This window comes from Gemmatimonadota bacterium, from assembly GCA_009841265.1.
GTDB lineage: Bacteria > JAAXHH01 > JAAXHH01 > JAAXHH01 > JAAXHH01 > JAAXHH01.
The window spans coordinates 1,110,622-1,122,720 of sequence record VXMB01000009.1; the positions used below are offsets into that span (position 1 = coordinate 1,110,622).

At 63.7% G+C, this 12,099-nt stretch carries 9 protein-coding genes; 7 read left to right on the forward strand and 2 right to left on the reverse strand.

Annotation, left to right across the window (positions count from 1 at the left end; genetic code table 11):
• Positions 1–83: 83 nt before the first annotated feature.
• Genes F4X08_09700 through F4X08_09730 form a run of 7 tightly spaced genes read left to right on the forward strand, consistent with a single transcriptional unit; the run spans position 84 to position 9,711 of the window.
• Positions 84–875 carry an electron transfer flavoprotein subunit beta/FixA family protein gene (locus F4X08_09700; GenBank protein MYD26073.1) on the forward strand — a complete coding sequence of 264 codons (792 nt, stop codon included), beginning with the start codon at positions 84–86 and terminating at the stop codon, positions 873–875.
• Positions 761–1,879 carry an electron transfer flavoprotein subunit alpha/FixB family protein gene (locus F4X08_09705; protein ID MYD26074.1) on the forward strand — a complete coding sequence of 373 codons (1,119 nt, stop codon included), beginning with the start codon at positions 761–763 and terminating at the stop codon, positions 1,877–1,879. The genes F4X08_09700 and F4X08_09705 overlap by 115 nt, the downstream gene beginning before the upstream one ends.
• Positions 1,880–1,937: 58 nt before the next feature.
• Complete coding sequence (locus tag F4X08_09710; GenBank protein ID MYD26075.1) at positions 1,938–3,992, forward strand: (Fe-S)-binding protein; 2,055 nt, start codon at positions 1,938–1,940, stop codon at positions 3,990–3,992.
• Positions 3,958–5,112, forward strand: coding sequence for a hypothetical protein (locus F4X08_09715; protein ID MYD26076.1), 1,155 nt, complete (start codon positions 3,958–3,960; stop codon positions 5,110–5,112). The genes F4X08_09710 and F4X08_09715 overlap by 35 nt, the downstream gene beginning before the upstream one ends.
• Positions 5,094–6,401 (forward strand): hypothetical protein, encoded by a 1,308-nt coding sequence (locus tag F4X08_09720; GenBank protein MYD26077.1) that lies wholly within the window; start codon positions 5,094–5,096, stop codon positions 6,399–6,401. Before F4X08_09715 ends, F4X08_09720 begins: the two co-directional genes overlap by 19 nt.
• A gap of 35 nt (positions 6,402–6,436) precedes the next feature.
• A complete protein-coding gene (locus F4X08_09725; GenBank protein MYD26078.1) occupies positions 6,437–7,795 on the forward strand; it encodes a sulfatase in 1,359 nt (452 codons plus the stop codon).
• Positions 7,771–9,711, forward strand: coding sequence for a hypothetical protein (locus tag F4X08_09730; GenBank protein ID MYD26079.1), 1,941 nt, complete (start codon positions 7,771–7,773; stop codon positions 9,709–9,711). Before F4X08_09725 ends, F4X08_09730 begins: the two co-directional genes overlap by 25 nt.
• A 17-nt stretch (positions 9,712–9,728) precedes the next feature.
• Here the strand turns inward: F4X08_09730 and F4X08_09735 are convergent, their stop codons facing one another.
• Positions 9,729–11,129, reverse strand: coding sequence for a phytanoyl-CoA dioxygenase (locus F4X08_09735; GenBank protein ID MYD26080.1), 1,401 nt, complete (start codon positions 11,127–11,129; stop codon positions 9,729–9,731).
• A gap of 137 nt (positions 11,130–11,266) precedes the next feature.
• Positions 11,267–12,004 (reverse strand): hypothetical protein, encoded by a 738-nt coding sequence (locus tag F4X08_09740; GenBank protein MYD26081.1) that lies wholly within the window; start codon positions 12,002–12,004, stop codon positions 11,267–11,269.
• Positions 12,005–12,099: the final 95 nt, after the last annotated feature.

The following is a 12,099-nucleotide window of genomic DNA, read 5'->3' on the forward strand; positions in this document are numbered from 1 at the left end:
CGCTGACCGCATGTAGCTACGCCGACCACTGACCATATGCGGCCACGCCGGCTCGAAAAGGTACAAAGCGAGGTAGAGATTTCTTGAATATCATCGCCCTGGTGAAGCAGACGCCCGATACGGCGCAGTTGTCCGCCTCCATGGACGGTCTCAAGCTGTCCACCGAGGGCGGACCCCGTATCGTCAACCCCTGGGACGAGTACACGCTGGAAACGGCCATACAGGCCCGGGAGGAGCACGGCGGCAAGGTGACCGCGCTGTGCCTGGGGCCTCCCGAAGCCGCCGACGCATTGAAGACCGCGCTGGCCATGGGCGTAGACGAAGCCGTCCTGGTTTCGGACCCGGCCATGGCGGATAGCGACAGCCTCACGTCGGCGCGTATCCTGGTCGCGGCCATCCGCAAAATCGGTGCCTTCGACCTGATCGTCGGGGGCCGGGCGGCGATCGACGGCAATACGGCCGCAACGGCCGTGCAGATCGCGGCCCTGCTCGATGTACCGCTCGTTTCCTATGTGGCGGAGCTCCGGAACCTGGATCCGTCCGACCAAACCCTCTCGGCGGTCAGATTGCTCGAGAAAGCGCGAGAGACGGTCACCAGCCGGCTTCCGGCCCTGATCACGGTCGTCAAGGAGATCAACGAACCCCGGTATCCGAGCCTCATCGGCATACGCAAGGCGGCCCGGGCTGAGATACCGGTGTGGCGTTGCGAGGATCTCGGTCTCGATGCCGCCGGCGTGGGCGCAGGGGCCTCGGGGGTCGAATGGCGGACGGCGCTGCCTCCGGTGCGGGAAGCGCACATCGAGATGATCGATGGCGGCCCCGAAGAGGCGGCCAGGACCCTGGTAGACCGGTTGATGGAAGAAAAGGTCATTTAGGCGGGAAAATCGAACGGATGGCAAGCAACCTACTCGTATGGATTGAACAGGTGGACGGGCAGGCGGACCCGATCGCCTGGCAGGCGATGGCCGCCGCGGGGAAAGTCGCCGGTGATCTCGGCGGTTCCCTTACCGCCGCCGTGTTCGGTGACGGTGTCGACGAGATCGCCCGGCAGGCCGTCGAGGCCGGCGCGAACCGCGTGTATACCGCCGATGAACCTTTGCTGGCCCGCTACCGCGTGGAACCCTACGCGAAACTCCTGGCTCGGATCCTGGAGAACGAGCCGCCGTCCGTGGTTCTGATGGGGGCGAGTACGGCCGGCCTGGAGCTTTCGGCCTACGTCGCCGCCCTCGCCGGTGCGGGCCTGGCGCCGGACTGCACCGACCTGCATGTAGAAGGCGACCAATTGATGGCGGTCCGTCCCGCACTGGTCGGCAACCTGGTATCCACCGTGACGTTCAGGGGCACTGGGCATCGTTTCATCACGGTGCGGCGCAATATCTTCCAGCCGGCGGATCCCGACCCGTCCCGGACCGGGGAGATCATCGAGGTGCCTGCCGTGCTGTCCGAGGACGAGATCCCCACCCGCGTGGCGTCCGTGGAGACCGCGGACGGCACCGTCAGCCTGACCGAAGCAAGCATCATCGTATCGGGCGGACGCGGCGTGGGCGGACCGGAGGGTTTCCAACCCGTTCGCGAACTGGCGGACGCCCTGGGCGGCGCACTCGGCGCGAGCCGGGCCGCGGTGGACGCCGGGTGGATTCCCTATGCCCACCAGGTCGGCCAGACCGGGAAGACGGTACAGCCCGACCTGTACATCGCCTGTGGGATTTCCGGTGCGATACAGCACCTGGCGGGCATGAAAAACGCCCGCGTGATCGTGGCCATCAACAAGGACGCCGACGTGCCGCTGTACAAGTACGCCCATTACGGCATCGCAGGCGACCTCTTCAGTTACCTGCCCGCCATCGCGGAAGAAGTGAGGAAACGGCTGGGCCGGTAACCCGGCGCGCCGTGCATCGCGTCTTCCTTCGGCGGCACATCGGGATTGCGGGACGCCGATGCTTTCCCCCTACGAAAAGATCGTCTTCGCCCTCCTTGCGACCGTCTCGCTGTACCTGGCGTCCGTCACCTTCCGGCGCATGATCGGGACGATTATGCGGGGCCAGGGCCGCCTTGCGTGGGATGGTCTTCGAGGCCGGCTGTGGACCGGAGTCAAGGCCCTGGCCGGCCAGAACAACATGATCCGCAACCGGCCGCTGGTTTCACTCGCGCATACCGGGATTGCGTGGGGCTTCATCCTCTACATGGCGGTCAACCTTGTGGACGTGCTGGAAGGCCTGGTAACCGGCTTCGTTTTTCTGGAAGACGGGGCCGCCGGTCAGGTCTACCGCCTGCTCGTCGATCTCATGACCCTGGCCGCGCTGGCGGGCATGGCCGCCTTGCTGATCCGCAGGTTCATCGTGAAATCCACGGACCTCGCCGTCGCGCCCAACGTCAAGCTGCACCCCCGTGCAGCCGGCGGCATCCGGCGAGATTCCCTGATCGTGGGGTTTTTCATCCTCGGCCATGTCGGCTTCCGGCTCGTGGGCGCATCCTTCGACATCGCCCTACGCGGACCGGACCCCTGGCAGCCGGTCGCGGCGCTGGCGGCCGGTCTCTGGTCGGGCATGGAACCTTCCGTGCTGACTTTCGGCCTGCACGCCAGTTGGTGGATCGCCATCGGGCTGGTGCTGGCCTTCCTGCCCTGGTTTCCTTATTCGAAACACGCCCACCTGTTCATGGGTCCCTTCAACCTGATGACCGCCCCTGATCGGACCAGTCCGGGCGCGCTGGATGCCCTGGATTTCGAAGACGAAACCATCGAGCAGTTCGGCGCGGGCCGGATCACCGACCTGGATCGGACCCATATCACGGACGCCTTCGCCTGCATCATGTGCAACCGGTGCCAGGATGCCTGTCCGGCCTATGCCACGGGCAAGGAATTGTCTCCCGCGGCCCTGGAGGTGAACAAGCGGTATCACCTTCGCGACCACATGAATTCCGTGGCTGCGGACGGGGAAGACACGGAACCGATGCTGGGCTACACCATGAGTGAAAGCGCGCTCTGGGCCTGCACGGCCTGCGGCGCCTGCACGGAGGCCTGCCCCGTCGGCAACGAACCCATGTTCGATATCCTCGCCATGCGACGGAACCAGGTGCTGATGGAGAGCGCGTTTCCGAATGAACTGAAAGGCGCCTTCACCGGGATCGAACGGAACGGCAATCCCTGGCAGATGGCGGGCGACCGGATGGAATGGGCCGAATCCCTGGACTTCAAGGTGCCGACCGTCGCGGAGAAACCGGACTACGACGTGCTGTTCTGGGTCGGTTGCGCCGGCGCCTTCGATCCCGGCGCCCGGGACACGGCCCGGGCCATCGCCACGGTCCTGCACCGGGCGGGGGTGGACTTCGCCGTGCTGGGAAACGACGAATCCTGTACGGGAGATCTGGCGCGAAGGGCCGGAAACGAGTATCTTTTCAGTATAGCCGCCGAAGGGAACATCGAGACGTTGAACGCCGCGGGCGCCGACCAGGCCGGCCGGAAGCGCATCGTCACGGGTTGCCCCCACTGCCTGCATACCCTCGGGAACGAGTACGGCGCGCTGGGCGGCCGTTTCGAGGTCCTGCACCACACGCAACTCATCGGCGAGCTGTCGAAGGAAGGCCGGCTCGCGATGCCGGGGCGTGACGGAACGCGCACGACCTATCACGACCCGTGTTACCTGGGCCGCCACGGTGGTGAATACGAAGCGCCCCGCCAGGCGCTGGCGGCGGCCCGGCCTTCCCTGGTGGAAATGGCCCGAAGCCGGAACCGGTCATTCTGCTGCGGCGCGGGCGGCGCACAGGTCTGGAAAGAAGAAGAGGAAGGCAGGGAGGCCGTCAGCGACCATCGCTTCCGGGAAGCCAGGGAAACCGGGGCCGACACCCTGGCCGTGGGCTGCCCCTTCTGCGCCAGGATGATGAACGACGCCAACAAGCGGGCCGGCGAACCCATGCGGGTCCGGGATATTGCCGAAATCGTAGCGGAATCCATTCAAGATGAGCGGGAGCGCACGCACCATGACGACCGTTAACGAACGCATGGTCTTCCTGGACGGGTCCAGGCTGATCATCGAGGCGATGGCCCGGGCCGGCGCGGGTGCCTACATCGGGTATCCCATCACGCCCGTCAACTGGCTCTTCGCGGGCGCCAAGGAGCGCATCCCCATTGCCCTCGAGGCACCGGACGAGATCACGGCGCTTCAATGGGCCGCCGGATTCTCCTCATCGGGCGTGTTCCCCGTCACGGCTTCCGCTTTTCCCGGCTTCGCCCTGATGATCGAATCGATCAACATGTCCTTCATGATGGAACTGCCCATGGTCATCATCCTCGCCCAGCGCCTGGGTCCGAGCACCGGTTCGGCCACAACCGGCGGCCAGGGAGACCTGCTCCTGCTCCGGGGATGCATCTCCGGAGGGTATTCGCTTCCGGTTTTCTGCCCTTCGAACCTGAACGACTGCTGGGACCTGGCCGCGGCCAGCGTGCACACGGCGGTAAACCTCCGCACCCCGGTCGTGCTGCTGACCTCGAAGGAAATGGTCATGACCAACCAGAACATGGACATTTCCGGCCTGAAGGAAGTTGAGCGCGCGGAACGCCACATGCATGAAGGGAACGGGGAATACAAGACCTACGGGGCAAACGGCAACCTGGCGCCGCCCTTTCTGCCCCTGGGCAACGACCTGCACCAGGTCCGGCTGAATTCATCGACGCACGACACGGAAGGCATCACCCAGAAGAACAGTCCCGAGGCCCTCGGCAATACCGAGCGGCTCAAGGACAAGGTCGAACAGAACATCGATGACTACACTTATTACGACCATGATCGGGACGAAAGCGCCGATACGGTCATCCTGACCTACGGCATCTCGGCGGAGGCCGCCAGGGAGGCCGTAGGCCTGCTGCGGGCTGGCGGCGAATCCATTTCGCTCCTGGTCATGAAGACGCTGCTGCCGGTACCGCCACGAATATACGAACTGCTTGCGGCATACCGGCACGTCGTCGTTGTCGAGGAAAACATTGTCGGCCTGCTGCGGGAATTGCTCTACGGAAACCATCAGCACGACCGGATACACGGCGTCAACAAGATCGGCCACATGATCACCCCGCAAGAGATCGCGGAAGGAGTAAGGCAATGCAGGATACCATTCTGAACGACCTGAAAATGCCCTACTGCCCGGGCTGTGGTCATACGGTCGCCAACAAGTCCATGAGCAAGGCCCTGGCGGATATGGGCGTGCACCCCCTCGACGTCATCGTCGTGAGTGACATCGGCTGCACGGGGCTCGTGGACCCGCTGCTGACCTGCCATACCATCCACGGGCTTCACGGCCGGGCGGTCGCCCTGGCCATGGGCATCCGCATGGGCCTCGAGCATCCGGACAAGAAGATCATCGCCCTGCAGGGCGACGGGGGCGCCACGATCGGACTGCAGCACCTGCTCGAAGCGGCCCGGCACAACCTGGACCTCACCCTCGTCGTGCAGAACAACATGGTCTACGGCATGACGGGCGGCCAGACCAGCGGGCTGTCCTCTACCGAGTTCAAGGAACCTGACCGGCCCGAGTCGGCCGTGCCTGGGTACGACATCTGCGCACTGGCCCACAACGCCGGCGCAGCCTACACCGCGCGGACGTTTATCGGCAAGGATACGGCCGAACTCTGGAAGGAGGCCCTCTCCACGTCGGGGTTCTCGCTGATCGAGATCGTGGAAATGTGCCCGGCGTACGGAATGCGGAAGGTCCAGGAGCTCCACGATACGGCGGACTACGAAAGTGTGGTGACGCGGAACACGCGCGCGGTCGGCCTGCCGCACCGGGCGATCGGGCGGTCCCTGATGGACGCGCTGAAACCGATCGAACACACCTGCAAGGCGCCGCTCGACGGCCGCCTGGAAATCATCGTCGCGGGCTCAGCCGGCGAGGCCATCCAGTCCGCGGGGGACCTGCTCTCCACGGCGGGCATAACCGCGGGTCTTTCCGCCACCAAGAAGGGCGACTATCCCATCACCATCGGAACCGGGTTCTCCGTCGCAGAGGTGATCCTCTCCCGGCAGCCTATCCACTACACCGGGATCGACTGTCCCGATATCATGATCGTCATATCACAGGACGGACTGGACAAGGTACGGTCCCGCATCGGTGAGCACACCCTGGTGATCGCGGACACGAAACTCGGCCCCGAGCTTGCGGCGCTGGCCGGGCCGGCCGGACCGAACGGCACGCCGGGTCCGAACGGTGCGAATGGTCCGATAGGGCCGTCCAACCTGGTGACCCGCGACTTCAGAAAGACGGGCGGTTTAAAAGGCGCCGCCCTGGCCGCCATCGCCCACTGGCTCCAGGACAACGGGTTTCTGCCCATCGAAGCCCTCATCGAAGCCGCCAGCCGTCACAAGCACGGCGACAAGATGAAGGTCATCATCGACAAGGCCATCGCGGCCTAGCGGCAATTACTTACCCAGGACACCGGTAATCCTCCTTGCGCATCGTCTTCTTCGATATCGACAGTCTGAGGCCCGACCACCTGGGTTGCTACGGTTATGGCCGGCCGACCTCCCCCGCCATCGACGAGATCGCCGCGCAGGGTATGCGTTTCGACCGGTACTACTGCGCGGACTCTCCCTGCATGCCGTCAAGGCACGGATGGATCACCGGCCGTTTCGGGATCAACAACGGCGTGGTGACCCACGGCGGTCCCGCATCGAAGCTGCATATCCTGGAACAGCGGTACGGCGGTCCCGACGAGCGGAACCAACTGGTGCAGAGAAGACTGCGCCAGCACGGATTCGATACCGTCTGCTTTTCCAACTTCCCCATCCGGCACTGCGCGACCTGGTTCGGGCTGGGCTGGTCGGAGTTCCATTCGCCCAACCTGAAGACGGGATCGGAGACGGCGGACGAAGTCAATGAGGCCGTGTTACGATGGATCGCCGCGAACGGCGATCGGGACGATTTCCTGCTGTACATCAACTACTGGGACCCGCACCGGATCTACGAAGCGCCTCGCGACGGGTTCGACCGCATGGCGGCCCAACCGCCGGCGGTGGACTGGCCTGACGAAGAAGCGATAGGCGGCCACCAGGATATCGACGGATGGTTTACCGCGTCCCACCTCTTTCCCGGGGACCGGCCGAGCCCCACGCCGAATATGCCGGACGCCATCCGGAACACGGACGATCTGAATCACATGGTGACCGGATACGACGCGGAGATCCGCTACACCGACCATCACGTTCAGCAGGTGCTGGACGCCCTGGGCGACCTGAGCTGTCCGGACGACACGGCGGTCATCATCTCGGCGGATCACGGCGAGGCCATGGGGGAGCACGGCATCTACGGCGACCACGTATGCGCCGACGAATGCATACACCGCATCCCGCTAGTCATCAAGTGGCCGGGGGTTACGCCGCCCGGATCCACCTGCGGCGATCTGCTGTATAACGTGGATCTGAGCGCGACGCTGATCGAACTGGCCGGCGGCGAAGTGCCGGAGTATTACGACGGGCGGTCCTTCGCGGACGGACTCGCCACCGGACAGTGCCGCCTGCACGACTACCTGGTCTGGGGTCACGGCCTTTACACGCTGCAACGGGCGGTGCGGACGCCCGATCACCTCATGATCAGGACCTACGACGACTTCGGCTACCGGTTCGACCCGGTAGCCCCGTACGATATGGGAAACGATCCGTACCAGACGCGCAACCTGGCGGATGACGAACCGGAGATCCTGCACAGCATGGATCACTACCTTTCCGAGTGGCTTCACGAACAGCGGGTCAAGCCCTACGCCATCCCCGATCCAATGGAGGTCGTGTGGCAGGAACGCCAAACTCCGTAATCACATTGCGGTCCCTCGCCACGGGGCTGGTCCTGGCCATCGTCCTCAACGTCTGGGTGACCTACGGGACCTATATCCTTCACTCGTCCCGCATGTCGGTGGCCCACCTGCCCATCTCCGCCCTGGCCCTGTTCCTGCTCGTTGTATTCCTGTACAATCCGGTCGCCCGGAGCCTCTACACACGAGCCGCCTTCACCGGCCGCGAGCTGTCGCTGATATTCTGCATCCTGCTCATCTCCAGCCTGATTCCCGGCAAGGCCTTCGTGTCGTACTTCCTGACCATCGTCTCCACGCCCTTCTACTTCGCCCAGCCGGAAAACCAGTGGGCCGAACTGTTTTTTCCCTATCTCCCGGAATGGCTTGTGGCGAGCAACCAGAACAACGCCATGGGCTGGTTCTACGAAGGGCTCCCGCCGGGCGGGACCGTCCCGTGGTCACCCTGGATCATACCGGTCGCCTGGTGGATGAGTTTTTTCATTGCCATTTTCGTCGTCGGCGCCTGCATCGCGGCCATATTCAGGAAACAATGGGTGGAGTATGAGCGGCTTACCTTTCCGCTGGTCCAGGTACCCCTGGAGCTCATAGCAGCCGATCAATCGCCGGGACGCTGGCCGAAACTGGTCTACGACCGGCTCTTCCAGGTCGGATTCGGTCTCGCGCTGGCCATCGCGATCTGGAATATCTTCTCGTTCGCCCTTATCGTACCGCAGCTGCCCGTGGGCACCTTCTTCGAGACCCCGCTCCAGCTGAGTCCGATGTTCCCGTCCATCCCCTTGCGCATCAGCCCGTACATGCTCTGCTTCGGGTACTTCATCAACGTCGACATCCTCCTGAGCATCTGGGTGTTTTTCATGCTCGGAATCCTCGAGATCGGCGCCTTGAGCTACATCGGACTCAACACGGAAGGCAGCGGTCCAGGCGGTACCGGCGGCGTCAACGCGCAGTTCTTCGGGGGTTTCCTCGTTTACGTGGGATACGCGCTCTGGACCGCGCGGCGCCACCTGCTCGCGGTGGTCAGAAAGGCGGCGGGCAGGGATGCGGCGCCGGATGATTCGAAAGAACTGGTGTCGTACAGGATAGCCGTGGCCGGAGTGCTGGCGGGGACGGTCTTCATCTGCGCGTGGCTATACCAGTCGGGTATATCGATTCCCGTGATCGCGGTGTTTCTGGCCTTTCTGTTCGTGCTTTACTTCGGAACGACGAAAGTGATCGCGGAAACGGGGGTGGTGTTCCTGGACCTGCCCGTGAACGCCCATCAGATCACGGTGCTCTCCCTGGGATCGGGAAACGTGTCACCCCAAAGCCTCACCTCGCTGGGCCTGGCCAGCGCCTATGCCCGGAACTGGCGCGGTCTGGGAATGGGTTCGGTCGTATTGGCCGACCGGTTGACCGACGGATTATGGCCGCGGAAGAAGGGGCTGCTGCTCGTGCTTACCGTTACCTTCCTGGTCAGCATGGTCACGGCAGTGGCTTATTCGATCGACTGGGGGTATTCCACGGGGGCCTACAACTTCGGTGGGGGCGCATTCAGCAATCTCAATGTGCATTACTACGAAGAAATCGTGACCTGGATGAAGAACCCGCTGTCCCTGGGGCAGAACGAGCCCTGGTTCATGGCGGCGGGCGCGGTAATCTTCATGGTCCTGCTGAAGCTCAGGCACTGGCTGGTCTGGTGGCCCCTCGCCCCGGTGGGATTCGCCATCTGCTTCGCGAGCAATATCCGGGACTCGATCCTGTCGGTCTTCCTCGCCTGGCTCATAAAGTTCATCCTGCTGAAGGTCGGGACCGGCGCTTACCGCACGGGCCAGCGGTTTTTCCTGGGCGTGCTGCTCGGATACACGCTGGGCATCGTCCTGTCCTTCATCGCGGATGCCCTGTTCTATCCCGGACAGGGCCACATGATGCACGACTGGTAGCAGACGGTAACCGGCCGCTAGTACGTACTCTTCGCCGTCGTCAGGGGGCACCACCGCGAGGCCTGCAGCCAGTGCAGCAGCGTGCGCAGGGCTTCCGGCGTGCCGATCTGTTCGAGGGCGATGGCGGCCTGGCCCTGCACGTACCGGTTTTCATCGTAGCACGCGTCCGCGAGATGCGGAATGGCCGCCTGGGCCTCGTCCCCGAAGCGGGCTAGCGCATAGGCACTCCTGGAACGCACCTGCTCATCCTCGTCCTTCATCATGCCGACCAGCGCGGGAACGGACGCATCCGCGGTCAGTTTAATCTGGCCCAGGGCATCGGCCACGTTCTGGCGGACAAAGGGCGACGGGTCGTCTGTCAGACCTGCCAGGTGCTCCGCAACCGAAGGGTTGTGGTGCCGGATGTCTCCAAGGGCGTAGACCGCGTAGCCCCGGACCCGTTCGTCACCGTGCCCGAGCAGGGGAACCAGTGGTTCGACGGCTGCGGCGCCCAGCGCACCGAGCCCGTAGCACGCTTCCCGGCGGACCTCGTCCCGTTCGTGCTGGAGGGCGGAGAGCAGGTGGGGGAGTGCGGCCTCGCCGCACTCCGCCAGGGTATAGGACGCGTGCAGGCGCTTCTGTTCGAGTTCGTGGGTCAGGTCGCCGGCGAGCGCTTCGACGTGTTCCGCGCCTTCCCGCCGGGTCCCGGCCGATCCGTTTCCGGCAAGCCAGTGCCACATGTTCCGCCACATGGCGCTCCGGGGGTGGTCCGACAGGTCGCCGAGATCGATATCATCGTGTTGCCGGTTCCACCAGGGCCGGTCCGGCTCCGACATCCTGGTAAACTGGAACTTCATCATGTAGCGGACCTTGTCCGTCTGATTCGGGAACGCCCGGTGCCAGAGGTCGAAGTGAATGATGGTAACAGTTCCCGCCTTGCCGCTGGCGGGGAATCCGTCGGGCACCGACCCGTTCCCGCCGACGGTCTCTTCACGGGACTCGACGTAGTGGCTGCCCGGTATGACGCCCGTCGGGCCGATCTCCACCGGGGTGTCCTGGGGATAGTACATGGCCATGATCCAGCGCGGGTGGTGGTCCCGGACCTTGGTGTAGCCCCAGTAGCTGTCCTTGTGCCAGGCGCCTCCCCGGCTGTTCGGTGGGTTCACGTGCGGGTGGCGGTGGGCATGCATGACGTAATCGGGTCCAAGCAGGCTCGTCAGCGCGCCCCGGACCGACGGATCGTCATAGACCTGCTGGATCTCGGGCACACGAGGCAGCAGGTTGTTTCCCGGATTCCCGTCCTCGTCGATGATCGCCTTTGTTTTTTCGTAAATGTCAGCATGCAATGCGACCGGCTTGTCCACGGTGATCACGTGATAGCCGTTTACGATGAAGTCGCGCATGGCGTCATCGTCGAAAAGGTAGGATCTGTCCACCATGAGTCACTGCTCCTTTTTGGCATGGCTCCATTTGGCATGGCGGCCGGCCATGACGGTCACCGTGGCTGGCCACGACGGTCGCCATGAATGGCCTCATGCGGTTTGTTCAAAACGTGATTGCAACCTGGTTTCACCTTTCATCCATCAGTGAAGCAGACCGACATATCTTCAAGAAACGCTTCAGGTTCCACTGCCTTAAAACGATTTACAGTCCATGGCCGGGCCGCTCTATCTACCTTATTGTACGACTCCGCGCCTCCACCGGGCAGACGCTCCAGGCTTTCCCGGATGACGTCCGCGGCAGACCCCGATGCCCGGACTTCCAGATTCCCATCCTCGCAGTCGTAATACCAGACGGATTTCAGCCTTCCGCACAACAGTCTGTACGCGTAATGCGAAAGCGGTTCATCCACGGTACCGGGTTTGAATGAAGCCGGCCAGAACAGGCGGTTGACCTGGAGGCGGAAGGCCGCCTCGAGCATGCCGGCCGGCGTCGCCGGACAGAGATGCCAGTTGGTCTCCGGCCAGACGTCGAGCCATCCCCACGCACTTCCCATCTCCGGGATGGAAAGGTCCCGGTCACCGTTTCGCGTATGAACGCGCCCATCTCGTCCCCCGATGAACACGTGATGCTGGGGGTAGTTGAAGAACTCGCCCCCTTGCGACCGGAGGCAGTCGTAGAACCCGGTCGCCAGGCCGAGGACGGCGCCGGCCAACCCGAACACGCCGTCTTCCAGCCGGGGTGAGACCAGTCCCACGCGGTCCTGCGGATGGTAATCGGGATACGCTTCGGAAAAGGACAGGACTTCCGACTTCGAATCCTGCCGCCGGCGATAGACGAAGTCCGACTGGATTATGCGTTCGCTGGTATGCAAAACGTCATCCGGTTCGCACGTTCAATGATCCTTATTGATGGACCTTAATGATTCGCCGCGTAATGTCCGGGCTGGCCGGCTGCTCGTCAAGCAGA

Bases quoted from the DNA above. Each gene is read 5' to 3' on its own strand.
- F4X08_09735 (MYD26080.1), bottom strand. From the start codon at position 11,129: ATGGTGGACAGATCCTACCTTTTCGACGATGACGCCATGCGCGACTTC.
- F4X08_09710 (MYD26075.1), top strand. From the start codon at position 1,938: ATGCTTTCCCCCTACGAAAAGATCGTCTTCGCCCTCCTTGCGACCGTC.
- F4X08_09715 (MYD26076.1), top strand. From the start codon at position 3,958: ATGAGCGGGAGCGCACGCACCATGACGACCGTTAACGAACGCATGGTC.
- F4X08_09720 (MYD26077.1), top strand. From the start codon at position 5,094: ATGCAGGATACCATTCTGAACGACCTGAAAATGCCCTACTGCCCGGGC.
- F4X08_09705 (MYD26074.1), top strand. From the start codon at position 761: ATGGCGGACGGCGCTGCCTCCGGTGCGGGAAGCGCACATCGAGATGAT.